Below are 26,145 nucleotides of genomic sequence, written 5' to 3'. Positions count from 1 at the left end.
CCCTCGTCACACCGGCCGGCGGAGCCGGGCGAGGACGAGATGGGCGGTGGCGGCCACGAGTGCCAGGACCAGGCAGGCCGTCCAGACCACGGCGGTGCCGTCGAAGGCCCCGATCAGTTGTGAGCTGAACAGGGGCGCCAGGGCGACGGAGACGCTCCATACGGAGAGGAACCAGCCCTGGTAGGCGCCCTGTTGGTGGGGTGGCGCCAGGGCGGCGACCAAGGTCATGCAGGTCGGCCAGATCACGATCTCGCCCAGGCTCCACAGCACCACGGTCGCCGCGTACCCCGGCACGGAGTGGACGGCGGCGGTGCAGCCCAGGCCGATACCGGTGAGCACGGTGGCCGCGGCGAGCGCGAACTCGGGCCGTATACGTCCCGCGAGGCGGGTCAGCGGTATCTGGAAGATGACGATGACCAGGCCGTTCATCATCATGGCCAGTCCGTAGCCGGCCGGGGAGAGCCCGTCGGCCGTCATGGTCAGCGGGAGGGCGACCAGCGGTTGCTGGAACAGTATTCCCAGCAGCAGCACCGACCCGAGCAGCACCAGGAAGGGCCGGTCGCGGTGGACGGCCCCGGCCGGCAGGGACTTGCTGCCGCGACGCGGCACCGGCTCCGGGCGGGTCTCGGGGACGCAGCGGTAGACCACGGCTCCCGCGGCCAGGTTGGCGCACGCATTGACCACGAACAGCAGGAAGAAGCCGTGCTCGGCGGCGAGGCCGGCGCTGACCGCCGCGACGGAGGACCCCAGGTTGGTGCCCCAGTAGAGCAGCGAGAACGCCCGGGGGCGGCCCTCCTCGCTCACCAGGTCCGCGACGGCCGCCGCCCGCGCGGGCCGGGTGGCGTTCAGCCCCACCCCCACCACGAGCGTGCCGACCAGCACCATGATCTGGGTGCGTGCCGTGCCGAGCGCCAGCATGCCGACCACCGCCAGCACCTCGCTCGCCAGCAGCACCACCCGGCGGCCGAGACGGTCCGCGAGCACACCGCCGGCCAGCGAGGCGATTCCGCTGCCGACCCCGAACACCGTCAGGGCCAGGCTGGCGAAGGAGACCGAGTACCCGCGCACGCTGGTCAGGTAGATCGCCAGGAAGGGCAGGACGAATCCGCCGGCGGAGGTGATGAGGGTCTCGCCCCAGAGCCACCAGAACGGGCGCGGCAGCCCGCCCAGGGAGGTGCGGAGCGCCTTCACCACGGTCCCGCCCGGCTGCTGCGCGCTCAGCTCTCCTCCTCGTACTCGACGTGCAGGGTCCGCACCAGGTGATCGCGGAACTCCACGGCGGCGGCGTCCGACTCGTGGTGGGACAGGACGATGGCCGGGTACCCCGCCCAGTCCGGGTAGGGGCGGAGCAGGGCGCCGGGGCCGACGGTCTGCACCACCTGGTCGACCCGGGGGTCGGCGCGTACGGCGTCCAGCCCGTGTACCCGGACGATCCGTCCGCCCTTGCCGACCGGCACCGAGTAGGCCGCCGCGTGACCGGTAGGCACCGGCTCCTGGCTCCAGCAGACCGGCTCCTGGCCGAGGTGGATGCGCAGCGCCTCGGCGGCCAGGTCGATCCCGCCGGCAATGTGCGTCAGGTAGTGGTTGACGCCCGCGCCGCCGATGCGCGCGGCCATCTCCAGCAGGACCGGCCGTACGCCACCGATCAGCCGCAGCTCCGTGTGCGTGGCGCCTTCGGTGACGCCGAAGGCATGGTGCGCGCCGATCACTTCCGCCTCGATCGCGGCCAGCACGTCCGCGGGCAGTTGGGCGGGCGCGCGCACCGTGGTCTCCTCGAAGTAGGGCCCGGTCATCTCCCCCTTCCACTCGATGGCGCAGACCCGCACCCTGCCCTGGTGGACGAGGGACTCGGCGGCGATCTCCGGACCGTCCAGGTACTCCTCGACCAGCACGCCGACCCCGTCGGCCGGCCCGCCGGCCTGCCGCAGCTCGGTCTCGCACAGCTCCCATGTCCGGGCGACGGCCGGCACCAGCTGGTCCTTGTCGTCCACGCGGACCACGCCGAGGCTGGAGTAGCCGTTCGCCGGCTTGACCACCACGGGGAAGCGCAGGGTCAGTGCGTCCGCCCAGCGGTCCGGGCCGTCCAGGCTGACGAAGCCGGGCGCCCCCAGTCCCGCCTCGCGCAGCAGCCGCCGCATGCTGCGCTTGTCCCGGACCACCGCCGCCACCTCCTCGGGCAGGCCGGGGAGTCCCAGCATCCGGGCGGCGCGGGCCACGAAGGGCACCACCTTCTCGTTGCCCGGCATGATCCCGTCGAAGGGGTCGCGCCGGAAGCGCTCGACGAGCGTGGACAGCGCCGACTCCGGGTCCCCGTCGATGTCCAGCGGCAGGACCTCGACCACCGACTTCGCGCGCCCGGCGGACTCCACGGAGTCGTCACCCCGGGGCACGAGCACCAGGTCGATACCGGCGCGCTCAGCGGATTCGAACACCCAGGGAAAGCTGGACAACTGACCGACGAGGACGATTTTCGGGCGCTGTGGCATGGGGTCTCCGGAGGTGCGGACGCAGATGGACCGGGCTGGTGCGGGCGCGGCCCGGCCGCCGCCCGGCACGGCCCCGCCAGACTGCCCCGCGGCCCTTGGCACCCGCTTGCAGAACCGTTTGACGTCCCGCCACACACCGGGGCAGCCGTACCGGTGAGCGGCGGGACCGGAACGTCAGTGCACCTGCCCGTCCGGACCGGTCCGGCTGAGCACGGACCGCAGCCCGTCCACGAGTTCGTCCGCGTCGGCACGGCTGAAGACCAGCGGCGGGTTGATCACCAGCGCGTTCGGGTTGGTGCGCAGCAGGATGCCGGCCTGCTCCCGCAGCGCGTCCGCCACGGCGAGGGTGCCGCCCGTCAGCGGCCGGCGGCTGTCCTTGTCGGACACCAGCTCCACCGCCAGCATCAGCCCGAGCTGCCGCACCTCGCCGACGACCGGCAGGTCGGTCAGCTCCGCCAGCCGCCACCCCAGGTGGTCACCGACCACGGTGGCGTTGGCCATCAGTTTCTCGCGCTCGATGATGTCCAGGTTGGCCAGCGCCACGGCACAGGCCGTCGGGTGCCCGGTGTAGGTGTAGCCGACGGGGAAGCCGTGGTCTCCGGTCACTTCGGCCGCGACCTCGTCGGTCGTCAGGACGGCGCCGTGCGGTACGTACCCGGAGGTGAGGCCCTTGGCGGTGACCATGATGTCGGGGACCGCGCCGAAGTGCTCCGCGGCGAACCAGTGCCCGAGGCGCCCGTAGGCCGTGACCACCTCGTCGGAGATCAGCAGGATGCCGTAGGAGCGCAGCAGTTCGGCGACCCGCGGCCAGTAGTCGGCGGGCGGGATCACCGCGCCGCCGCCGCCCATGACGGGCTCGCCGATCATCGCGGCGATCCGCTCCGGGCCGGTCCGCTCGATGGTCTCGCGCAGCTCGGCCAGGCAGAAGTCGGTCACCTCGGCGCCGGAGAACAGCTCCCGGCGGTACGGGTGCGGCGGGGTCAGGAAGTGGACGTCCGGGAGGGAGGGCCCGAACCCGTCGTGGTAGACGGGGAATCCGGAGACTCCGCCGCTGCCGTAGCCGATGCCGTGGTAGGCCATCCGGCGGGAGAGGATCCAGGTCCGCTGCGGCTCGCCGCGCCGGTGGTGGTAGAGGCGGGCCATCCGCAGCGCGATCTCGTTGCCCTCGGCGCCGCCGCTGGTGAAGTACACCCGGCGCAGCGGTTCCGGGCTCAGTCCGGCCAGCCGTGCGGCCAGCTCCACCGCACGGTCGTTGCTGAGGGGGCCCCAGGTGTGGAAGTAGTCGAGGCGGGTCATCTGCTCGGCCGCGGCCTGCGCCAGCTCCTGCCGGCCGTGGCCGACTTGGCTCACCCCGAGCACGGCGGAGGCGTCCAGATACTCCCGGCCGTGGGCGTCGCGGACCCGGCTGCCGGAGCCGGAGACCAGCACGGTCCGGTCGGTGCGGTGCGCGGGCAGCGTGGGGTGGATCAGGGTGGCGCGGTCCGTGGCGGCGAGTTCGGCGCCGGACGCTCCGGACGGGGCGGGGCGGTCTGAGGACAAGGCGGGCTCCTTCGGGACGGCGATGGCGCGTCCCCAGGCTCCCCGCCACGGCTTGCCACCCGCTGGACGTACCGCTGCGCCCGGCCGGCGTCCGGCCCCGCCCGGGCCCGCCGGAGCGGGGTGCCCGACAGGCGCCGCATCAAATGGATGTCAAGAGACCGGTGGGACGGTCGAGCCGCCTACAGCACACAGCCATGCGTCGGCTCTGCGAACCGAGAGGACCACGGTGAAGTCCATCCTTTTCTATCTGCCCACGGTCGGCAGCCATGCCCAGATCCTGCGCGGTATGTCGGGCGTCAACCCGCAGAACTACCAGAACATGCTCTGGCAGCTCACCCGCCAGGCGCAGGCGGCCGACGAACTCGGTTACTGGGGGCTCTCCTTCACCGAGCACCACTTCCACGTCGAGGGCTTCGAGGTGTCCAACAACCCGGTCATGCTGGGCCTGTATCTGGGCATGCAGACCAAGCACATCCGGGTCGGCCAGATGGCCAACATCCTGCCCTTCCACAATCCGCTGCGGCTCGCCGAAGACCTGGCGATGCTCGACCACATGACCCGCGGCCGGACCTTCGTCGGCATCGCGCGGGGGTTCCAGAAGCGCTGGGCCGAGGTCATGGGCCAGGTGTACGGCGTGGGCGGCACGCTCTCCGACGCCGGCGAGAGTGACCGGCGCAACCGTGCGCTCTTCGAGGAGCACTGGGAGATCCTCAAGAAGGCGTGGACGACCGAGACCTTCTCGCACTCCGGCGACCGGTGGACGATCCCGGTGAAGGACCTGGAGTTCCCCTACGAGGCGGTGCGCCGGTACGGCCGCGGGCTGGACGACGACGGGGTGGTCCAGGAGGTGGGCATCGCCCCCAAGCCCTACCAGCGGCCCCACCCGCCGGTGTTCCAGCCGTTCAGCTTCAGCGAGGACACCTTCCGGTTCTGCGCCCGGGAGGGCGTGGTGCCGATCCTGATGAACACCGACGACCGCGTCGTCCGCCGTCTGATGGACCTCTACCAGGAGGAGGCCGAGGCGGCGGGGCACGGCACACTGCGGCGCGGTGAGCGGGTGGGCGTGATGAAGGACGTCCTGGTGTCCCGGGACGCCGATGAGGCCCACCACTGGGCGGCCCGCGGCGGCGGTTTCATCTTCGAGAACTGGTTCGGCCCCATGGGCTTCACCGAGGCGCTGCGGAACGAGGGCGAGACCGGGCCGATCGGGTCGGACTACGGGACGCTGGTCGAGCGCGGCCTGGAGTGGGTCGGTACGCCCGACGACATCAACCGCAAGATCGAGAAGCTGGTGGCGCACCACGACCCGGAGTACCTGCTCCAGTGCCAGTACTCCGGGCTCATTCCGCACGACGTACAGATGCGCAGCCTGGAGCTGTGGGCCACCGAGATCGCGCCCAACTGGCTCTGAACAGCGCTCAGTTCATCCCGTCCCGGCGGCCGGTGCGGGGGCACTCCCCGGCGCTCGGTGACGTGCTCCGCGCACCGCCGGCCGCACCGGACCACAAGGAGGACCGCGGTGGAGCACCGCATCTTCGAGCTCGACGCCCTGCCGCTGCTCAGCGGGGAGACCCTCACCGATGCCAGGATCGGCTACGCCGTGCACGGGACGCTGGACGCGGACGGCGCCAACGCCGTGCTGTGCCCGTCGTTCTTCGGCGGTGACCACACCGGCTACGACTGGCTGATCGGGGAGGGCCGGCCGCTGGACACCGGCCGGTACTGCGTCATCACCGCGGGGCTGTTCGGCAACGGGGTCTCCAGCTCGCCCAGCAACCACCCCTCCGGGGCGGGCTTCCCGCTGATCACCCCGCAGGACAACGTCGCCGCACAGCACCGGCTGCTCACCGAGCACCTGGGCGTCCGGGAACTGGCCCTGGTCACCGGCTGGTCGATGGGCGCGGCGCACACCTACCAGTGGGCAGTGTCGCATCCGCGGATGGTGCGCCGGATCGCGCCGGTCTGCGGCGCCCCGGTGACCAGCGAGCACAACCAGGTCTTCCTGGCCGGCCTGGCCGCCGCGCTGACCGCCGACGGCGGCGCGGAGCGGGGACGGCGCGCCGCCGGACGGCTCTTCGCCGGATGGGGGACCTCGCACCCCTTCTGGGCGCGGCAGACGTACCGGGAACTGGGCTTCGCCACCCGGGAGGACTACCTCACCGGGTTCTGGGAGGAGTTCTTCGTGGCGGGCCCGGCCACCGCGGACCTGCTGGCCATGGTGCGCACCTGGGAGAGCACCGACGTGGGCGCGACCCCGGGGTCCGGCGGCAGCGCGGAAGCGGCGCTGGCCTCGGTCACGGCCGAGGCGGCGGTGCTGCCCGGTGCCCTGGACCAGTGCTTCGCCGCCGCGGACGAGGAACGGGTGGCGCGGACGCTGCCGCACGCCGTGCTGGAGGAGATTCCGGGGGTGTGGGGTCATCTCGCGGGGGCCGGGGCGGACGCCGCCGACCGGGAGTTCGTCGGCGCTGCGCTGCGCCGTCTCCTGGCCCGCCGCCCCGCGACGGTACCGGCCTGCGACGGCTGACACCCGGCGGCCCGGGCGGGCGCGCGGACGGTACAACGGGGTACCGTCCGCGCCCGCCCGGGCCGGGTGGCGATCAGGTCGAATAGTCGGCGTTCAGCCGGATGTAGCCCTCGGTCAGGTCGCAGCCGTACACGGTGAAGGCGCCGTCCGCGATGCCGAGGTCGATGCCGATGACCACCTCGCTGCCGGCCAGTTCGGCGGCGACCGCGTCCCGCACCTCCTCCTCGCTCCGCGCCCCGGGCAGGCCGGGCGGATAGACGGCCACCTCGCCGAAGCGAATGACCACCCGGTCCTGCTCGATGTCGGTGTCGTCGGAGCACTTGCCGATCGCCATGGCGACCCGGCCCCAGTTGGGGTCCCCGCCGTGCACCGCGGTCTTGACCAGCGGGGAGTTGACCACGGCCTTGCCGACCCGCTTGGCCTGCGCGTCGTCCCGGGCGCCGCGGACCCGCACCTCGATCAGCTTGCCGGCGCCCTCGCCGTCCCGGGCGATGTCCTTCACCAGCGTCAGCGCGACCTCGTACAGCGCCTCCTCGAAGGCCGCCGGGTCCACCTCGCCCGCCAGACCGTTGGCGAACAGCGCCGCGGTGTCGCTGGTGGAGGTGTCGGTGTCGATGCTGACGGCGTTGAACGTACGGTCCATCACCCGGCGGAAGATCCGGTCCTGCTCCGCCGGGTCCAGCCGCGCGTCGGTGGCGAAGAAGGTGAGCAGGGTGGCCATGTCGGGCTCCATCATCCCGACACCCTTGGCGATGCCCGCCACCACGGCGTCACCGACCCGCCGGCACGCCTGCTTGGGCCGGGTGTCGGTGGTCATGATCGCCCGGGCCGCCCGGTCGAAGCCGCCGTCGGGCAACGGCACGGTCAGGGTCTTGAGATGGTCGCGGAGGGCCGGCATCGGGTACTGGCGGCCGATGACGCCGGTGGAGGCGATCAGCAGCTCCTCCTCGGGCAGCCCCGCGGCCTGCGCCACCGCGGCCCGCACCTCGCGGGCGTTGCGCTCGCCCTCCGCGCCGGTGGCGACATTGGCGTTGCGGGCGAGCACCACCACGCCCCGGGCGCGGTGGTCCGCGGCGGCGGCACGGCTGAGCACCACGCTGGGCCCCGCGAAACGGGAGCGGGTGAAGACCGCGCTCACCGTGGCCGGTGCGGTGGAGAGCAGGACGGTGAAGTCGTCCCGTCCGTCGTCCCCGAGGCCCACGGGCGCGGTGTGCACCGCGAACCCCCGCGGTTCGTAGGTATTGCTGTCCGTCATGCCTGTTCGTCTCCCGGGTACCGAAGGGGCGGGCTGGGGTGCGGCGCTGGGCCGTCCCGCTGATCCATACCATGTTCCGTTGCCGGAGTGCGGAACGGAGCCGGGCGGCGGGGCAGTTGTGGCGGCCCCCGCCGCCCGGCTCCGTTCGGGTGGTGCGCTCAGCCGCGCGGGGTGAAGGCGACCACGTCGCCCGCGCGCTCCCCGCCGGAGAGCTGCCCGTTGCGGGGGGTGCGGATGTAGACGCGGTGCAGCCAGCGGTCCCGGCCGTCCCAGCGGGGGGAGAACGGGGTACGGGCGTGCGTGGTACGGAAGTTGTCGACGATCAGCACATCACCGGGCGTCAGATACACCGCCTCGGTGACCTCGTCGAGCGCCTTCGACAGCGCGGCGACCGCCGCCACGTCCTCCGGGACGTCCGGGGTGAGCAGCTCACGGTCATAGCCGATGAAGGGATCCCCGGGGTCCCCGTACAGGGGGGTGACCTGGGCTATGGCCCCCGGGTCCGGCACCCCGCCGCGGAACGACACGTCCACACAGCACGGCATCTTCCGTCCGAAGAGCCGCTCGCGCACCTCGGCGGAGAGCAGCGGCAGCGCCTTGCGGACCGAGGCGACCAGGGTGGCCGCCGTGCGCTCGTGGTCGGCCCGGGTGCAGGCCAGCATCACGTAGTTGGGCTGGAGGACGTGGTACGCCATCTCCGTGTGGAACTCCAGCAGCGTCTCGGAGGTCTCCGACGACAGGTAGTGGGCGTCGGGGGAGGGGTACACGTCGTGGTAGACGGTGCCCGCGCGCAGCTCCTTGTAGCCGGTGTGCAGGCCCAGGCGGCGGCCGACGACACCGAGCATCGCCTCCATGGTCAGCAGCGGGCGGTCCGTGGGAGCCGGGGTGCTGGTCGGGGTGGGCGGCAGGGCCGCCTCGTCCTCCACCGGGAGGCCGCGCAGCATCAGATAGCCGTCCTGGTTGCCCTCGGCGTTGAAGGTGTCCAGCGCGGTCGCCAGGGCGCCGGGGAGCGCGGTGGCGGCCGTCTGCGCGGATTCCAGGAAGGCGTCCAGGTCCGCGCGGGGCGTCTGCGGCAGCCGCGCGGCGAGGGCGCGCAGCTCACCGGCGAAAGCGGTGCAGTCCACGACTGTCACGGGGATTTCCTTTCCTAGGCGTGCTCTTGGACGTGTGCGCGGGCGTACTGGTACAGCAGCTCCGCGCCGATTTCGGTGGCCAGGACGGAGGTGATGCCGCCGTGGTCGTAGAGCGGCGACACCTCCATGACGTCGAATCCGACCGGCCGCAGGTCCCCGATGCCGCGCAGCAGCGCCAGGACCTCCCGGGAGCTGGGGCCGCCGGGGGCCGGCGTCCCGGTGCCCGGGGCGAAGGCCGGGTCCACGACGTCGATGTCCACCGACACATAGAGGGGCGCGTCGCCGACGATGTCCCGCACCAGCCGGGTGGCGGCGTCGTTGCCGAGGTCGGCGAAGGTGTCGGCGGTGACGATGTGCACGCCGTGCCCGCGGGCGTAGTCCAGCGAGTCGGGCTGCGGGTTGTGCCCCCGGATGCCGATCTGCACCATCCGCTGCGGATCGACCAGCTTCTCCTCGATGGCGTGGCGGAAGGGCGTGCCGTGGTGGTATTCGCCGCCGTAGAAGGCGGGGTTGGTGTCGCTGTGGGCATCGAGATGGAGCACGGCCAGTGGCCCGTGCTTCGCGGAGACGGCCCGCAGCGCGGCGAGGGTCAGCGAGTGGTCGCCACCGAGCATGAGGAACGCCGCGTTGTCGGCGAGCAGTTCGGCCAGCCGACGCTGTGCGGTGTCCATGGCGATGTGCATGTTGAACGGGGTCAGATCGATGTCGCCGGCATCGACGCAGCTGATCAGGTCGAAGGTGCCCGGTCCGCGGTCGATGCCCACCCCGTGGATGAGCCCGGACTCACTGCGGATGGCGCGGGGGCCGAAGCGGGCCCCCGGCCGGTAGCTGGTGCCGCCGTCGTACGGGGCGCCGATGACCACGACGTCCCGGCCGCGCGGGGCGGGATCGTGCGGCAGCCGCATGAAGGTGGGGATCTGCGCGTAGCGGGGGGAGACGGTGGTGTCGATGCGTTCCACGCCCTGGTTGCTCCTTCGTCTGTGCGCGGGGTGACAGGTCGTCACGAAATGGGCTGTGTGCGGCTCTCCATCTGGCTGGCGGCGAGCTGCACCACTTCCTCGGTGGCCACCTCGTCCGGGTGCCGCCCGGCCACCACCACCTGGTCGAACAGCTCCTGGACGACCAGGCGCTTGGCGTGGTGCACCCGCCCCTCGGGGACTCCGGCGGCGGTGAGCAGCCGGCTGAACGACGAGGTGGTGCCGGATCCCTCGTGCACCCCGAGCTTGGGGCGCAGCACGGTCTCCTGCGGCAGCACATCGCCCATCGCGGCCCGGAGCACCCACTTGTCCTGGCCGTAGCGGCGCTTCAGCCCCGCCTCCAGGGGGACCAGGACGTCCAGCACTTCGCGGTCCCAGTACGGGTGGGTGGACCAGTGGCCGCCGATGCCGGAGAGCACCGGGGACATCTCGTTGAGGCCGTCGAAGGTCTCCATGTCGTGGGCGAGCGCGGTGTCCAGGGCGGGCAGCCGGTCCTCGCGGTGCATGCCGCCGAGCGGGATGTCGGCGCCGTAGCCGGTGAGGATGCGCCGCCCGGTGCCGCCCAGCCGCAGGTACAGGGCGGTCAGCGGGAGCAGGTACTCGATGATGTCGGGGTCCAGGGACTCCGCCGCCCAGACCGTGTGCGGCAGGCGGCGCAGCAGGTTGTCGGTGGGGATGGTGAGTTCGCGGTGCGCGGTTTGGAGGTGCGCGGCGACCACCCGCGCCTGCGGGAACTCATCGGCCTCGTCCGTACCCATCGAGACGGTGTCGACCGGGCCGGCCGCCCGGCCCGCGGCCAGCGCCGCGACGCTGGAGGAGTCGATCCCGCCGGAGAGCACCACCAGCGGCGCCTCCGGGCCCATACGGACCTGGACCGCGTGCTCCAGGGCCCGGCGGACGGCCGCCACCGCCTCGTCCTCCGGCAGGATCCGGCGGGAGAGCGGCGGCGCCCAGGTGCGGTGCGCGGTGCAGCCTCCCGTGCCGAGGGCGACCTCCAGCACCGTGCCGGCCGGGACCTGGTGGACCCCGGGCAGACGGCGGACCGGGCGGGCGGCGGGCAGCGGACGCCCCGTGGGGGCGGTACGCAGCGCCTTGGCCTCGGTGGCGGCCAGCACCCGGCCCGGCGCGGCCGTCAGGTACAGCGGCACCGAGCCCGCGTGGTCGGTGGCGAGCAGCACCCGCCCCTCGCCCTGCACCAGCGCGGCGAAGCGGCCGTTGAGCAGCCGGAACGCATGCAGGTCGTAGATGTCGAAGAGCGCACGGACGAGCTGGGCGTCACCGTCCGGCCCGGCGCCGGGCGGCAGCAGCGACCGCAGCTCGGCCTGGTTGTAGAGCTCTCCGGCGAACACCACCGCGCAGCGCGGTCCGTACGCCCGGGCGGCCTCCGGTGCGCCGGTGTGCAGCAGGCCGGTGTGCAGCGTGTGGCCGTGCCGTTCCTCCCGCTCCAGGGCGCAGGACCCCAGCGAGGCGAAGACCGGGGCCGGGGCCCGGCCCCCGTCCTGATGGACGGCGGCCAGGAAACCGGTGGCGGCGGGCAGGGTCCGCTCCATGTCAGATGCTCAGGGCCGCGAAGCCGCCGGCCTGGAAGTCGTAGTTCACCGGGACCTCGATGAGGAACGGCCGCCCCAGACCGGCGCCCTTGCGCAGCGCGGCGAGCAGCTCCTCGCGGCTGCCGGCCCGCACCGCCTCCACCCCGTTGGCCTTGGCCAGTTCGGTGAAGTCGACACCGGTGAACTTCACCGCCGGGTCGTGGGAGCGGTGGTGGCCGATGTTCTGGTAGAGCTCGATCAGCCCGTTGGTGTCGTTGTTGACCACCACGGTGACGATGGGCAGGTTGAGCCGGGCGATGGTCTCCAGGTCCGAGCTGTTCGAGTGGAAGCCGCCGTCGCCCGCGATGAGGAAGGTGGGCTGTCCCGGGCGGGCCAGCTGGGCGCCCATCGCGGCGGGGATGCCGTAGCCGAAGCTGGAGCAGCCGGCCGAGGTCAGGAAGCCGAACGGCTGGTCGGCGCGGGCGAAGAGCACTCCGTAGTGCCGGAAGAAGCCGATGTCGGAGACGATGGTGCCCTCGCCCGGCTCGGCGCTCTCGGCCATCACCGTGTTCATGCAGTCCATCACCTGGTGGACCCGCATACCGTCCGCATGGCGCTCGGGGTCGGAGAGGAACTCGGCGATCCGCTCGCGGAGCGGGGCGATGTCGTGCGGGGTCTTCGCCGCCACCTGGCCCGTGTGGGCCTCCAGGTGCTCGACGAAGGCCAGCACATCGGTGACCACGTCCACGTCGGGCCGGTAGACCCGCGGGACGGGGTTGACCGTCGGCGAGACCCGGACGGTCTGCTTCGCGCCGCCGCGCTGCCACATCGACGGCCGCAGGTCCTCGGCGTAGTCGTAGCCGAGGGTGAGGATCAGGTCCGCGGGGCCGAACAGGGTCTCCAGCGCCGGGAAGGAGAGGATCCCGTCCATGTAGCCGGTGACCGCACCGTAGTTGAGCCGGTGGCCGTGCGGCAGCACCCCCTTGGCGATGTAGGTGGTGATGACCGGGATGTTCAGACGCTCGGCCAGGGCGCGGATGGCCGGTACCGCACCGGACCGGATCGCCGCGGCACCGACCACCAGCACCGGGTGCTCGGCGGCCGCGAGCAGCTCGGCGGACCGCTCCGCCTCGGCCTGCCAGCCGTCCTGGACCGCGCCGACCGGCTTTCCGGGCGCGCGCACGGCCGGACGCTCCTGCGTGGTGTCGACCTCGCCGGCGAGCAGATCGACCGGGAGCGAGAGGAAGCTGGGGCCGACCGGCTCGGTGGTCGCGGCGGCGACCGCGGAGTCCACGAGGTCGGTGATGTCATCGGGGCGCTGCAGCTCCACCGCGTACTTGGTCATCGGACGCATCACGGCGACCGAGTCCAGGCACTGGTGGGTGTCGTTGGGGAAGATGTCGTACGACTCGGACTGGGCGGCGAGCGCGATGACCGGCGAGCGGTCCAGGATCGAGGTGGCGACACCGGTGGACAGGTTCGTCATACCCGGGCCCAGCGTGGCCCAGCAGGCCTGCGGCCGGCCGCTGATCCGGGCCAGTACGTCGGCGGCGACCCCGGCGGTGAACTCGTGCCGGGTCAGCACGAAGTCGATGCCCTCCACCTCGTCGAAGAGGATGGACGCGGCCTCCCGGCCGACCACGCCGAACACGGTCTGCACTCCGTGGTCCCGCAGGCGCTGGAGCAGGGCGTGCGCGGTCGTCGGATTCGTACCGGGGGTGGTGGACACACGGGACATGACAGCTCCTCATATGTGGGGGGGGACTGTGACGACACCGGGCGGATCGGCCGCACGGGCCGGTGCCCCGACGGCACGGGCCGGTCGGGACGCCGTGCTCACCATGCGGAGCGGGCCTTGCACGGCTGTGGACGTTCCCCTTGCGGGCGGCCGCCGCATGCCGCGGTCCGGTGCACGCGGTACGCCAGCGCTTTGTCAAGCGCTTGAAAAGGAGGGCGTTGTGGCCCCGGGGCGCCGGCGGCTACCGTGCTGCGGGCCGGCTTCCGCAGCGGACCGCCATGCCAAGCCCCGGGGCCGACAGGCCCCGCCGTCCTCGCGCCGCGGCCGTTTCCGCACCCGGCCCAGCCCTTCGCCCGGGGGAGACCCCTGGCTCCCTCAGCGCTCCCCTGTCCCTGCCGCTCGCCCCGCCCAGCGGCGTCCGCACTGGAGGTACCGCCATGCCCGCGTCCCCGCGTCCGCCCGTCCGCACCCTGCGTGAACTGCACGTCAGCGCCCAGGGATTGGGCTGCCTGCCGACCACGGCCTTCTACGGCCGCCCGGACCCGGCACGGGCGGTTGCCACCATCCGTGCCGCCCTGGACGCCGGGGTCACCCTGCTGGACACCGCCGACGTCCAGGGCCTGGGCGCGGGCGAGGAACTGCTCGGCCGGGCCGTCGCGGGGCGCCGGGACGAGGTCGTGATCGCCAGCAAGTTCGGCATGGTGCGCTCCGCCGACGGCGCGTTCCAGGGGCTGTGCGGTGAGCCGTCCTACGTGCGCACGGCCTGCGAGCGCTCCCTGCGCCGCCTCGGCGTGGACCACCTCGACCTCTACTACCAGCACTGGACCGACCCGGCGGTCCCGGTGGAGGAGACCGCGGGCGCGGTGGCCGAGCTGGTCCGCGCGGGCAAGGTCCGCCACTTCGGGCTCTCCGAGCCCTCCGTGGCCACGCTGCGCCGGGCCGACGCGGTGCACCCGGTGACCGCGGTGCAGAGCGAGTGGAGCCTGTGGTCGCGGGACATCGAGGCCGAGGTGGTGCCGGCCTGCCGCGCGCTGGGCATCGGCATCGTCGCGTACGCCCCGCTGGGCCGCGGCTTCCTCACCGGAGGCATCCGCACCACCGACGACCTGGCCGCCGAGGACTTCCGCCGCGGCCAGCCGAGGTTCAGCGCCGACGGCCTGGCGCACAACCGGGCGCTGCTGGACCGGCTGCGCCCCCTCGCCGCGGAACGCGGCCTGACCCTGGCCCAGCTCGCCCTCGCCTGGCTCCACCACCACGGCCCCGACGTCGTCCCCATCCCCGGCACCAGCGACCCGGCCCATCTGACCGAGAACCTCGCCGCGGCCGCGGTCCGGCTGGACGAGGACGACCTGGCGGCGGTGGCGGAGGCGCTCGCCGTCCCGGTGCTGGGGGAGCGCTATGCGCCCGCGCTGCTCGCCATGACCGGCAACTGACGCCTTGCAAGCCGGGCCGCAGCGAGACGTCAAGCCGACGCCAAGGCCGCCCTGCGACGGTGAAGACCGCCCGCCGGACGGCCGCAATGGCGCCGCCGTTCTCCGCGTGTGGCGCCCCCTTCCGCAGAATCCCGGCACATCTGGAGGTCGTTCATGACCGTGGCACCGGCCGGCATGACGGACGAGCAGCGCAAGGCCGTCATCACCGCATATCTCCACGCCTTCGACAACGGCGGGGTCGGCAGCGACGGGACCGCCGTGCTCGACTTCTTCGCCGAGGACGCCACCTTCTTCTTCCCGAAATGGGGGCTGGCCCGCGGAAAGGCCACCATCGCCCGGATGTTCACCGACCTCGGAGGCACCATCCAGGCGGCCACGCACCACCTGTGGTCCGTCAACTGGATCACCACCGGGACGGACCTGCTCGCGGTCGAGGGCACCACGCACGGCGAGCACCGCGACGGGCCCTGGCGGGCGGGCGTGCCCGAGTGGGGGGCCGGACGCTGGTGCGGAGTCTTCGAGGTGCGCGACGCCCTCATCCAGCGCGCCTTCATCTACCTGGACCCCGACTACGCGGGCAAGGACACCGCCCGCTACCCGTGGCTGTGACGTCGCACCCCCGGACCCCCGCCGACCCCCCTGCCAAGGAGCACTGATGGACGTCCTGGCCGCCTTGCAGCGCAGGCCCAGCCTCAACCTCTTCCCGATCGAGAACCGGCTCTCGCCACGGGCCGCCGCCGCCCTCGCCAGCGACGCGGTCAACCGCTATCCGTACTCGGAGACGCCGGTGGCGGTCTACGGCGACGTCACCGGCCTCAAGGACGTCTACGACTACTGCGTGGACCTCACCAAGGAGTTCTACGGCGCCCGGCACGCCTTCGTACCGTTCCTCTCCGGGCTGCACACCATGCACACCGTGCTCACCGCGGTGGCCCCGCCCGGCGGCCGGGTGATGGTGCTGGCCCCCGACGACGGCGGCCACTACGCCACCGTCACCATCTGCGAGGGCTTCGGCTACGAGGTGGACTACCTCCCCTTCGACCGGCAGCGCCTGGAGATCGACCATGCCGCGCTGGCGGCGCGTACGGCGGAGCGCCCGGTCGACGTCATCTACCTGGACGCCTCCACGGCGCTGCGCTTCCTCGATGCCCGGGCGCTGCGGGCCGCCGCTCCGGGGGCGATCCTCTGCCTGGACGCCTCGCACCTGCTCGGCCTGCTGCCCGCGGCCCCCCAGACCCTGGTCCTCGACGGCGGCTTCGACAGCATCTCCGGCAGTACGCACAAGACGCTGCCCGGCCCGCAGAAGGGACTGCTGGTCACCAACAGCGACTCCCTCGCGGAGAAGATGGCCGCACGGATCCCCTTCACGGCGTCCAGCTCCCACTCGGCGACGGTCGGCAGCCTGGCGATCACCCTGGAGGAGCTGATGCCGCACCGGGTGGAGTACGCACAGCAGATCATCGCCAACGCCCGCCGGCTGGCCGGTGAGCTGGCCGGGCTCGGCTTCGACGTGGCCGGCGAGGAGTTCGGCCACACCGATACCCACCAGGTCTGGGTGCACCCGCCCGAGGGCAACACCCCGCACGAGTGGGGCCGGCTGCTCACCCGCACCGACATCCGCACCACGACGGTGGTGCTGCCCAGCAGCCGGCGTTCCGGTCTGCGCCTCGGCACCCAGGAACTGACCCGCTGGGGCATGAAGGAGAACGACATGGCGCGGGTGGCTGATCTGCTGGCCCGGCTGCTGCTGCACCACGAGGACTCCGGCAAGGTCGCCGCGGACGTCGCCGACCTGGCCCGGGCCTTCCCCGGCGTGGCGTACGCCGGGGCTTCCGCCGCGGTGACGGCCGGCTGAGCCGGGACGGGGAGGTGCTGCGGCCCGGCCCGCGGCCGTGCCCGGCAGGAGCGAAGGAGACCCGTATGTCCCTTTCCGCGGCGGACAGTTCGCTGCAGCGCGGTACCCCGCAGCGCGGCACCCAGCAGAGCGGCCAGGCGTCCGTGACGGCCGGGCTGCTGCGCCGGGTGGCCGGCCACTACCCCACGGGGGTGGTCCTCGTCACCGGGCCGCGACCGGCACCCGGGCAGCCGCCACCCGCCATGGTGGTGGGCACCTTCACCTCGGTGTCGCTGCGCCCGGCGCTGGTGGGCTTCCTTCCCGCGAAGTCCTCGACGACCTGGCCGCGGATCCGGGCGGCGGGCCGCTTCTGCGTCAATGTGCTCGGTGCGGACCAGCAGCAGGTCTGCCGCCGCTTCGCCGCCGCCGACCCCCACCGCTGGGAGGTGCCCCACCGGGAAACCGCCACCGGTTCCCCGGTCCTGCTCGACGCGCTCGCCTGGTTCGACTGCGAGGTGGCGGGTGAGGCGGAGGCGGGGGACCACTGGTTCGTCACCGGGACGGTCCGTGACCTCGGGACCGGGCGGCCCGGTCCGCCCCTGGTCTTTCTGCGCGGCGGCTATGGCCACTGCGCCGAGGACACCGACGCCGCCCGGTCCGGACGGCCCGCCGGCCCGGACTGACCTCCGCCGCCGCTCGCTGCCGAGCCGCGCCGTACTGTCGCACGCGGCACGGCCCGTCGGGCGGCGCGACGGCGGAGGAGGTCCGGTCCGGCTCCGGCCGGCTGCCGTCAACGAGGTTCGTGATCGAGGTGCTGTGCGCCCGCGGTGCCGGTGCCGAGTTCCTGGAGAAGCCGGGCGAACGGCCACTGCGGCCGGTAACAGAAGTACTCGCCGCGCTCCTCGATCTCCTTGACGGCGGTGGCGCTCGTACTCCGGGCCTCGTCGTGGGCACCCGTACGGTGCAGGGCGTCGGCGAGCAGCCCGAGGTGCAAGGTGCGGCGCAGTACGGTCCGGTGCCGGACCGCGTCCTGCAGCGCCTTCCGCATCCGGGCCAGTCCCTGCTCGTGCATCCCCTGGTGCACCTCGGCCCAGCCGAGCGGGATGGCGAGCATGCGGTGCCAGAACGGGAGTTGGCAGCGGGCGGCGAGGTCCAGGCCCGCCCGGCCGGCCAGCCAGGCACCCCGTACGTCGTACTCGGTCACGGCGATGAGGGCGTCGACGTAACGGGCGAAGGCCCGGTCCCACGGCCGGTCGTAGCGGTCGGACTGGGTGAGGTGCAGAAGCTCCGACCGGTAGCGCCGGGTCTGGACCCGGTCGCCGTTGAGGCAGTGACCGAGCGCCAGGTAGGCCCGGTAGTCGATGCGCTGGTCCCTCAGCAGCGCGCTCGGGCGTAACGGCACGCGGGGGGATTCCAGCAGGGTGTCGATGATCCCGACGCCCTCGGCGAGCGCGGTGAGCGACTCGTCCAGCCGGCCGCTCACATACTGGGTGACCCCGCCCACGTAACAGGCCGCCGACCGGGCCTCCGGACCGCCGCCGTGGTCGGCCAGCTCGTAGAGCAGGCCGCCGATCTCGGCCGCCTCCGGGTACTGGCCCGCGGTGATCGCGCGCATCGCCTGTGCGTGCAGCAGCCCGGTGGGCTGGGTGCCGTCGAAGGCCCTCTCCAGCTTCTGGGCGTGCCAGAGGATCGCCTCGACCCGGGCCGAGCCGTAGCCTTCCATCAGGGCCTGCAGCCACATCATCCGCTTGCGCAGCTGCAGTTCCACGGCAGAGGTCGGCTCGTCCCCGGGCAGCGCCGCGACGACCGACGCCGCGGCCTCCAGCCAGTGCAGTGCGGCCGTATGGGAGAAGCGGGCCTGCTCCCGGTCGGCCAGGGTCAGCAGCGGGCGCACGCCCGCGCGGGCACCCAGGAGCCGGGCGGCCGCCAGGCAGTGGCGGCGGATCTCCGCGGCGTCGTCACCCGGCCGGCTCCGCAGCGCCAGGATGGTGGCCACCCGATGGTGCCACCGGGCGCGGGTGACCGGCTGGGTGGCGTCCAGCAGGAAGTCACGCGTCAGACCATGGGCGAAGGAGAGCCGGCCCTCCGTGGCCCGGTCGTGGCGCAGCAGGCCGGTCTGCACCGCGTCGTCGATCAGGGTCTGCGGCAGCCCGAGGGTGGACAGCAGGTCCGCGAGCAGGGGGCGGTGCACGTCCATGCCCATCACGGCGCAGAGGGTGAGCACTTCGAGCGTGTCAGGGGAGCATTCGCTCAGCCGCTCGTGGAGCACCTCGCGCACCTCGAACGGGACCGAGGGCCGCTCCCCGGCGGACTGTGCGCAGACCGCGCTGAGCAGGAGGAAGGGGTTGCCGCCGGAGGCGCGCTGGAGTTGCTGGGCCTTTCCGGGCGAGGGCGCCGCGCCGGAGGCCGAGGCGATCAGCTCCCGGCTCTGCTCCTCGGCGAGTCCCTCCAGCCGGAGCATGCTGCTGTTGCCTTCCTGGAGGATACGGCCCACGGCGCGGCGCACCGCCGGGTCCTTCGCCAGCTCGTGGTCGCGGAGGGTGGCCAGCACCAGGACCCGGGCCCGGCCGATCTGTTTGACCAGCAGTTGGAGCACTTCCAGTACGGGGGCCTGGGCGAGGTGCAGGTCCTCCAGAAGCAGGACCACGGGTGTCCGTTCCGCGGCGGCGAGCACGGCCTGGCAGATCCGCATCTGGTGGGTGAGGTGCTGCTCGGGCAGCCAGTCGGCCTGCGCGACGACGTCCACGGCGGCGGCCTCACCGGCCCCGCCCGTCAACTCCAGCTGCCGCACGATGTGTTCCCACGTCCAGTAGCCGGGATCCGGCAGGGTCCCGACGCAGTACGAGCGCGCCAACCGGAACTCGGTGGTGGCAAGACAGCGCTCGGCCTGCTGCAGCAGCCGCGTCTTTCCTATGCCCTGCTCGCCGTAGACCAGCACCACATGGCCCTGACCGCCGCGGGCGCCGGCCAGCAGCCGCTGCAGCCGCTTCATCTCCGCCTGACGGCCGACGAGCCGGTCACCCGGCGGCGGGGAGTCGGGTGGCTCCGGCTTCTCCGCTTCCGGCGGCACGGGTGCCGGGGCGGATGCCGAAGCGGGGGGTGCCGGCGTGGGGAGCGCCGGCGCGGGCGTGGTCCGGTCCGCCGGCTCGCGGACCGGTGCGGCCGGAAGCTCCTGCCGCAGGATCTTCCCGTGCAGCGCCTGCAGTTCCCGGCTGAGGTCGGCCCCCAAGTCCTCCGCCACCGCATGGCGCATCCGCTCATAGGTCAGCAGCGCCTCCGCCGACTGGCCGGAGTGGTACTGGGCCGTCATCAACTGCCCGCCCAGCCGCTCCAGTCCGGGATTGCGGCGGAGTTCCTCACCGAGCCGGACCGTCACCTCCTCGTAGGCGCCCAGACCGAGGCACGCCTGGGCCCACACCTCAAGTGCCCGGAGGCGGACATGTTCCAGGCGGTCCGCTTCCGCCACCGCGAACTCGTAGCCGTACAACTCGCCCAGGGGAGTGCCCTTCCACAGTTCCAGGGCGGCCCCCGCAGTCGAGCGTGCGGCGTCGAGATCGCCGGCCTTGATCAGTTCCCGGCACTCCCTGACCTTCACCTCGAAGACCGCGGCATCGACCAGCCGCGCATCGGCTTCGAGCAGATATCCCTGGAGGTGGTGGACGAGCCGGATCGAGCGGTCGTGGCGGGCCAGCAGCTTGCGCAGCCGGGACACGTACGCCTGCAGGGTCCCCGTGACCTGACTCGGTGGGCTGGACCCCCAGATCGCCTTGATGATCGTGGGCAGCGACACCACGTTGCCCACATGGATTAACAGAAGGGCGAGCAGGGCCCGCTGTCTTGGTGCACCGAGGTCGACCGTCTTCCCACTGGATCTCACACTCAAGGGGCCAAGGAGGTCGAACCGAAGCCCAGGGAAACGTGCATCATCTTTCATCGTGCATCCCGACTGGAGAGAATGACGGAAGAACATGAACGTAAACGGAAGCTGACGAGACCTCAGATTGTGGACGCAACCTGAGCTTTCCGAGGTCTCAGCGCGTTCCGGATCCGGGACTCCGGGCGGGAACAGGGGGAGTACCCGCCCGGAGCCGTTCCGGAGGGCGCGCGAAGGAAGAGCCGGCGTCGTGTGCGGACCGCGTGGTGCCGGTCGACGGGGCGAGGCCGTGCGGCCCGGCAGCTCCCCGTGCCGCATGCGCTGCGCTCAGCGCTCCACGGGAGGCGTCAGGCCCCCGCAGACGGCGGGCATGGCGACGGCTATAGCTCTTCATGCTGTAAATGATGACTTCCGCGCGAATTTTGGTTCATTCCCCAACGGAATTGTTGTTTTCTGAGTGGAGCTGCTATAGGTGCCTCCGATATGGGTAAGGGGCCTTGCCACGGCCGCCCCTCCGCCCGCCCGGGCGCGGGCGGCGGGCCGGGTGGTTCCGGACGGGAGAGGGCTGACCGGGACCGGGTCGGGATCAGTAGGTCAGTGCGTCGGACGCCGAGCCCTGCCAGTAGGTGACGGCGGCGTCGTTGTCCTTGTGCGTACCCGCGGGCAGGGTGAGCTTGAGGGGGGTGCCCGTCGAACCGGAACCGCTCCGCGGAGCGAAGTGCACCTCGAGGCGCTGGGCGGTGCGGCCACCGGAGTCATCGCCGCCCTCGCCGCTGAGCAGGATCGAGGCATAGGCGGACCGGCCCGGGGCGAGGGTCACGACGGCCTGCGGCTGGCTGTCCTCCATGATCCGGGTCGCCGACTGCTCGTCGTCGAAGCGCAGAAGGGGCGCCGAGTAGGCATGGCAGGAGCGCGACCCCGTGTTGGTGATCGTGAGGAGCAGGTGGTTGATGGGGCGTGTGACCTTGGTGATGACGGCCTTGGTGTTCGCTCCCGTACAGGTGTCCGCCGAGCCGTCCGCGGTGCCTCCGCCCTTTCCGGCGCTCTTGCCCTGACCGCCGGAGGCGCCCTGTCCGTTGCCGGAACCCTCTCCTTGCGTCTTGCCGGTTCCGCCGGGCTTGCCGTTCGCGGTGGCGCCGCTGGGGGTGGCGCCGCTCTCGGTGGCGCCGCTGGCGGTGGCCCCGGCCTCCGGGCGGGCCCCGGACGGAGTGCCGGACGCCGCCTCGCTGTCACCCTGGCAGGCGGACAGCGACAACCCCGCGAGAAGGGCGGCGGTGGCGGCGGCAGCGGTACGGGATCGGACGGTGCGCATGGTGATTCGGTTCTCCTAGCAAGTGGTTTCAGCGGTGGGTGATCAGCGAGATCACCACCACGGCACAGATGATCAGCACGGCGATGGCGACACCATCGCTGGTGCACCAGCGGGTTCGCATGGCGCCTCCGGTCTCGGTGGTGCTGCTCACAGCGTGCGGGGTATGCGTGCGTATGCCAACGATTCCGGGACAATGAGAGAAGCCGGAACGCTGAAACAGGTGCTGACCTGGGGGAATGCCCACTCCCTGGAATGCTGTCCTGGAACGGCGGAACGAAGAGGGGAGCAGGGTGGGGACAGAGACAGAGGGATTTGCGGGCCTGCTACGCCTGTTGAAGGAACGCTCCGGCCGCAGCTATGGCGTCCTCGCCCGGCAGGTGCACATGAGCGTTTCCACGGTGCACCGGTACTGCAACAGCGGTGCCGTACCGATGGACTTCGCGCCCGCCGACCGCTTCGCGAGGCGCTGCGGCGCGACAGCGGACGAACTGGTGGAACTGCACCGGCGCTGGATCCTCGCCGACGAGGCCCGAAGACGAAGCCGTGCGACGTCCGCCTCGACCACCTCGTCCACCGCTGTCACCGCACGGGCAACAGCTGCCGACGCCGCGGGTGCTCCGGCCGACGTGCCGGAACCCTCGGCACACAGAAACGCTTCCGCTCCGACGGAGACGTTCTTGGCCACCGCACCGACGAGCCCCGGCCCCCTCGTCGGTCGCGGCACCGAGGTCGAGCGCACCGCCGAGTTACTGCGGATGCCGGCCGGCACGGATCCGGTCCTGATCGTCACCGGAGATCCGGGTGCGGGCAAGACCGCACTGCTCGACGTGGCGCTCCACACGGCCCGCGCGACCGGGATGCGGGTGCTACGGGCCGAAGGAGCGGAGCCCGAGGCGGAACTCGCCTTCTCCGGGCTGCACCAGCTCCTGAGCCCGGTGCTGGCAGAGGCGGAAGGGCTGCCCGTCCGGCAGCGGGGAGCACTGCTGGCCGCTTTCGGGATGAACACCCAGGAAGCGGAGCGTGATCCGCTGCTCATCGGGCTGGCGGCCTGCACGCTCCTGGGCCGGGTCGCAGAGCGCAAGCGGCTGCTGGTCGTGGTCGACGACGCCCACTGGATCGACGCGGACTCCCTGCGCACGCTGGGTTTCGTGGCCCGGCGCCTGCACGGTCACCAGGTGGTGCTGCTGATCGCGGCCCGTGACACCGCCCGGCTCACCGGACTGAACCGGGGCCACCGCACCCTGGAGCTCGGTCCGCTGGACACGGCCGCCGCCAACCAGCTGCTCGATCAGCAGGGTTGCCCGCCCACCGGCCTCACCCGCCTGCAGGTTCTCGACCAGTCGGTGGGCAACCCCCTGGCCCTGATCGAGTTCGCCGCGGCCCATGCGGCCGGCCGGGCCGCGCCCGTACGCAGCGGTGAACCCCTCCCGCCCACCGAACGGCTGGAACGGTCCTTCGCGCACCGGTGGCGGCAACTGCCCGAAGAGACCCGGCAGATACTGCTGCTCGCCGCCGCCGACACCACCGTGGTCACCCTCCACGACCCCCGGGTGTGGCTGCCGGCCGAGGACGCCGGGCTGGTGCGGCTCCAGTCAGGCGGTGTCCGCTTCCATCATCCGCTGGTCCGCTCCGCGCTCTACCACGCCGCCACACCGCAGCAGCGGCGACAGGCACATCTGGCCGCGGCCGCGGCGCTGGCCGACGCTCCCGACCGGCAGTCCTGGCACCGTGCGGCGGCGGCCACCGGACCCGACGAGGACGTCGCCACCGCCCTGGAGCGAACCGCCGAACGGACCTGGCAGCGCGGCGGATACGCGGAAGCGGCCACGGCATGGAACCGTGCGGCCGAGCTCAGCCCGGTGCCGGACGAGGGCGCCCGCCGCTTCGTCCACGCCGCGCAGTCGGCGATCCTGTCCGGCCAGATGTCCTGGGTCGAGCAGCTGACCGACCAGGCCCTCGCCCTCACCGACGACCGGTCCCTGCGCGCTCTCGCCGCGCTCCGCGCGGGGCAGGCGCTGGCGCTGACCCCGCAGCGGGCGGTCGCCGCCGGTGTCCTGCTGCGCACCGCCGAGGACTGCCTGGCGGTGTACCCCGCCCTCGCCCGGGAGGCTCTCGCCACCGTGGCCCTGGTCGCCTACTACACCGGCGATCCCGCCCAGCAGCGTGCGGTGGAGCAGTTGTTGCCCCGGACCGGAGGAGAGCGGGGCAAGGATCTCGTCCGGCTCTGGACCCAGGCGCTGACCGACCCCTCGTCCGACCGGGTGGGGCTCCTGGCCGACCTGCACGCCCTGGTGGGGGACGCCAACCCGCCCGGGGAGCTGACCGCCCTGGGCACCATCGCCTGGCTGCTCGACGAAACCTCCCTGGCCCTCACCCTGTTCCACCGGGCGGCCCACCGGCCGACGGGGCCGCCGTTCCCCGCCGGCCTGCGCTGCGCGGCCGGATGGGCCAACTTGGAACACGGGGACTGGGACCAGGCCAGGAAGGTCGCCGACGCCTCCGCGCAGGGGGCAGCCGACTCCGGCCTCGCCCACACCGCGGCCGCGGCGCTGGCACTCCACGCCGGTCTGTCCGCCCTGCAAGGGCAGACCGAGGCGGCACGGACGGCCGCCGAGGAAGCACTGGCCTCCGTCACCCCCCACGGCAGCGGGGCGGTGGTGGTCCGCGCCAGATGGGCCCTGGGCATGGCGGCCACCGCCGAGGGCGACCACGACACGGCATTCGCGCACCTCCGCATGCTGTTCACCGCCGACGGCAAGGAGGCGCACTACCACGCCTCGCTGCCCGGCCTCGCCGACATGGCGGCCGCCGCCGCACGCACCGGCCGCCACGACCAGGCAACGCTGATCGTCGAGCAGGCGGCGGACCGCCTGGAACACGGCTCGCCACGGCAGCGGACCGCGCTGTCCCGGGCGAGGGCACTGCTCGCCGGTCCCGCCGCCGCACCGCACTTCACCGCGGCACTGGCGCAACCCGGCGCGGAGCACCGGCCGTTCGAGCACGCCCAGACGCTCCTGGACCACGGTGAATGGCTGCGCCGACGGCTGCGTACCGGCGAGGCCCGGGTCCCGCTGACCACCGCACTGGAGATCTTCCGGCGACTGGGTGCACAGCCCTGGGCCGCCCGCACCACGTCCGAACTGCGCGCGGCCGGCATCCGGCAAACCGCCCCGGCACCCCACGCCCTGCAGGCCCTCACCGCACAGCAGCAGCAGATCGTGCGCCTCGCGGCACAGGGGCTGACGAACCGGGAAATCGGCGAGCGCCTGATGCTGTCCCCGCGCACCGTCGGATCCCACCTCTACCGCTCCTTCCCCGAGCTGGGCGTCACCACCCGCGCCCAACTCCGCGACCTGCTGGACCAGTTCTCAGCGGCAGGCACCCCGCCGGAACGAGCCTGACAGCCCCTCTCCCAGCCCGTCACCGGCCCTGCCGCGCCCTCGCCCGCTGCCGTTCGGCGCCGTCGTGAGCGGCCGACTGCCCTCCCGTCCACCGCGAAGTGCAGTCATCCGTCCGATGCGCCCGCCCCATGGGCCGCCCCAGGATGGCGTCCGGCACACCGTTGCCCGTGAGGAGAAAGGCAGTTCCCGTGGAGTCGATGGTTCTGGGCGACGTGGAGATCACCCGCGTGGTGGAGAAGGAGTGGCGCACGCGACCGCCCCACGAGATGTTCCCCGAGCTCGCGCCGGAATTCTGGGAGCGCAACAGATCTTGGCTGGCGCCGGAGTTCTGGGACGCCGACGACGGGCGGCTGGTCAGCTGTACGCAGACCTGGGTGCTGCGCAGCGAGGGCAAGGTCGTGCTGATCGACACCGGCATCGGCAACCACAAGCAGAGGCCCGGCGCGCCACCGTTCCATCAGCAGAACAGCGACTTCCTCGGCGCGCTCGCCAGGGCGGGGGTCGAGCCGGAGGACGTCGACATCGTGGTGAACACCCATCTGCACGCCGATCACGTCGGCTGGAACACCCGTCTGACGCAGGGCGAATGGGTGCCCACCTTCCCGAACGCGACCTATCTGCTGCCGGAGCCGGACCACCACTTCTGGAACCCCGCCCATGACCTCGCGCGCCGCTCGGGCGCCGCCAACCGGAACGTCTTCGAGGACAGCGTCGAGCCGGTCGTCCGGGCCGGCCGGTCCCTCCTGTGGCGCGACGGGTACGACATCGACGCCCACCTCCGTCTCGAACCCGCTCCCGGGCACACCCCGGGATCCGCGGTGGTCGTGCTGGAGTCGGGGACGGATCGCGCCGTCTTCGCGGGCGATCTGCTGCACAGCCCCGCACAGGTCGTCGAGCCGGACTGCAACAGCTGCTTCTGCGAGGACCAGGAGCAGGCACGGGCCTCCCGCCGCCGGGTGCTCCAGTGGGCAGCCGACCACACCGCCCTGGTCCTGCCCGCTCATGTACGCGGAAGTGCCGCCTTCGAAGTGGCCTCCCGCAGGAGCGCCTTCGCGATCACCCGCTGGGCGGACCGTCACCCGGGCTGCCGCGCACAGGGGGAGGAGTAGC

General features: G+C 72.6%; 19 protein-coding genes. 8 read left to right on the top strand and 11 right to left on the bottom strand.

Features of this window, described 5'->3' with window-relative positions:
• Positions 1–6 precede the first annotated feature (6 nt).
• The 3 genes from NUT86_RS07180 to NUT86_RS07170 form a co-directional block, all read right to left on the bottom strand.
• Positions 7–1,194 carry an MDR family MFS transporter gene (locus tag NUT86_RS07180; protein WP_274734210.1) on the bottom strand — a complete coding sequence of 396 codons (1,188 nt, stop codon included), beginning with the start codon at positions 1,192–1,194 and terminating at the stop codon, positions 7–9.
• Positions 1,195–1,217: 23 nt separating this feature from the next.
• Positions 1,218–2,486, bottom strand: a complete 1,269-nt coding sequence (locus NUT86_RS07175; protein ID WP_274734209.1) for an ATP-grasp domain-containing protein — start codon at positions 2,484–2,486, stop codon at positions 1,218–1,220.
• Between the two features lie 174 nt (positions 2,487–2,660).
• Positions 2,661–4,025: an aminotransferase family protein gene (locus NUT86_RS07170; RefSeq protein ID WP_093638857.1), complete on the bottom strand. Its 1,365-nt coding sequence runs from the start codon at positions 4,023–4,025 to the stop codon at positions 2,661–2,663.
• 226 nt (positions 4,026–4,251) lie between these two features.
• Here NUT86_RS07170 and NUT86_RS07165 point away from each other — a divergent pair, with 226 nt between their 5' ends.
• Both NUT86_RS07165 and NUT86_RS07160 read left to right on the top strand, forming a co-directional pair.
• Complete coding sequence (locus NUT86_RS07165; protein WP_159489578.1) at positions 4,252–5,436, top strand: LLM class flavin-dependent oxidoreductase; 1,185 nt, start codon at positions 4,252–4,254, stop codon at positions 5,434–5,436.
• 108 nt (positions 5,437–5,544) lie between these two features.
• Positions 5,545–6,549, top strand: coding sequence for an alpha/beta fold hydrolase (locus tag NUT86_RS07160; RefSeq protein WP_274734207.1), 1,005 nt, complete (start codon positions 5,545–5,547; stop codon positions 6,547–6,549).
• Between the two features lie 73 nt (positions 6,550–6,622).
• Here NUT86_RS07160 and argJ read toward each other — a convergent pair whose 3' ends face one another.
• The 5 genes from argJ to NUT86_RS07135 all read right to left on the bottom strand — a co-directional run bounded on the left by argJ (position 6,623) and on the right by NUT86_RS07135 (position 13,181).
• Complete coding sequence (argJ, locus tag NUT86_RS07155) at positions 6,623–7,804, bottom strand: bifunctional glutamate N-acetyltransferase/amino-acid acetyltransferase ArgJ (protein WP_018090804.1); 1,182 nt, start codon at positions 7,802–7,804, stop codon at positions 6,623–6,625.
• Between the two features lie 158 nt (positions 7,805–7,962).
• A complete protein-coding gene (gene cs1 / locus NUT86_RS07150; RefSeq protein WP_159489573.1) occupies positions 7,963–8,937 on the bottom strand; it encodes a clavaminate synthase Cs1 in 975 nt (324 codons plus the stop codon).
• A gap of 14 nt (positions 8,938–8,951) precedes the next feature.
• Positions 8,952–9,896 carry an agmatinase gene (gene speB, locus NUT86_RS07145; RefSeq protein WP_018090802.1) on the bottom strand — a complete coding sequence of 315 codons (945 nt, stop codon included), beginning with the start codon at positions 9,894–9,896 and terminating at the stop codon, positions 8,952–8,954.
• Positions 9,897–9,937: 41 nt separating this feature from the next.
• Positions 9,938–11,464: an asparagine synthase-related protein gene (locus NUT86_RS07140; protein WP_274734206.1), complete on the bottom strand. Its 1,527-nt coding sequence runs from the start codon at positions 11,462–11,464 to the stop codon at positions 9,938–9,940.
• Between the two features lies 1 nt (position 11,465).
• On the bottom strand, positions 11,466–13,181 hold the full coding sequence (locus NUT86_RS07135; RefSeq protein WP_018090800.1) for a thiamine pyrophosphate-binding protein: 1,716 nt from the start codon (positions 13,179–13,181) through the stop codon (positions 11,466–11,468).
• A gap of 437 nt (positions 13,182–13,618) precedes the next feature.
• On the opposite strand from NUT86_RS07135, the gene NUT86_RS07130 reads away from it, so the two are divergent.
• The 4 genes from NUT86_RS07130 to NUT86_RS07115 all read left to right on the top strand — a co-directional run bounded on the left by NUT86_RS07130 (position 13,619) and on the right by NUT86_RS07115 (position 17,131).
• Complete coding sequence (locus NUT86_RS07130) at positions 13,619–14,614, top strand: aldo/keto reductase (protein WP_266441279.1); 996 nt, start codon at positions 13,619–13,621, stop codon at positions 14,612–14,614.
• Between the two features lie 153 nt (positions 14,615–14,767).
• Positions 14,768–15,223, top strand: coding sequence for a nuclear transport factor 2 family protein (locus NUT86_RS07125; RefSeq protein ID WP_274734205.1), 456 nt, complete (start codon positions 14,768–14,770; stop codon positions 15,221–15,223).
• Positions 15,224–15,269: 46 nt separating this feature from the next.
• Positions 15,270–16,469 (top strand): serine hydroxymethyltransferase, encoded by a 1,200-nt coding sequence (locus NUT86_RS07120; protein ID WP_274734204.1) that lies wholly within the window; start codon positions 15,270–15,272, stop codon positions 16,467–16,469.
• A 65-nt stretch (positions 16,470–16,534) separates the two neighbouring features.
• Positions 16,535–17,131 carry a flavin reductase family protein gene (locus NUT86_RS07115; protein ID WP_274734203.1) on the top strand — a complete coding sequence of 199 codons (597 nt, stop codon included), beginning with the start codon at positions 16,535–16,537 and terminating at the stop codon, positions 17,129–17,131.
• 107 nt (positions 17,132–17,238) lie between these two features.
• On the opposite strand, the gene NUT86_RS07110 is transcribed toward NUT86_RS07115, so the two are convergent.
• The 3 genes from NUT86_RS07110 to NUT86_RS07100 form a co-directional block, all read right to left on the bottom strand.
• Positions 17,239–20,382 carry a BTAD domain-containing putative transcriptional regulator gene (locus tag NUT86_RS07110; protein WP_274734202.1) on the bottom strand — a complete coding sequence of 1,048 codons (3,144 nt, stop codon included), beginning with the start codon at positions 20,380–20,382 and terminating at the stop codon, positions 17,239–17,241.
• Positions 20,383–20,908: 526 nt separating this feature from the next.
• Positions 20,909–21,634 (bottom strand): DUF4232 domain-containing protein, encoded by a 726-nt coding sequence (locus tag NUT86_RS07105; protein WP_159489561.1) that lies wholly within the window; start codon positions 21,632–21,634, stop codon positions 20,909–20,911.
• 28 nt (positions 21,635–21,662) lie between these two features.
• Positions 21,663–21,785, bottom strand: a complete 123-nt coding sequence (locus NUT86_RS07100; protein ID WP_018090793.1) for a hypothetical protein — start codon at positions 21,783–21,785, stop codon at positions 21,663–21,665.
• Between the two features lie 139 nt (positions 21,786–21,924).
• On the opposite strand from NUT86_RS07100, the gene NUT86_RS07095 reads away from it, so the two are divergent.
• Both NUT86_RS07095 and NUT86_RS07090 read left to right on the top strand, forming a co-directional pair.
• Positions 21,925–25,035, top strand: coding sequence for an AAA family ATPase (locus NUT86_RS07095; RefSeq protein ID WP_274734198.1), 3,111 nt, complete (start codon positions 21,925–21,927; stop codon positions 25,033–25,035).
• Between the two features lie 188 nt (positions 25,036–25,223).
• On the top strand, positions 25,224–26,144 hold the full coding sequence (locus tag NUT86_RS07090) for an MBL fold metallo-hydrolase (protein WP_274734196.1): 921 nt from the start codon (positions 25,224–25,226) through the stop codon (positions 26,142–26,144).
• Position 26,145 lies beyond the last annotated feature (1 nt).

This window comes from Streptomyces sp. G7(2002) (assembly GCF_028870195.1).
GTDB lineage: Bacteria > Actinomycetota > Actinomycetes > Streptomycetales > Streptomycetaceae > Streptomyces > Streptomyces nigrescens.
Note: the sequence above shows the minus strand (reverse complement) of the source record. Positions and strands in the feature narration are given on the sequence as shown.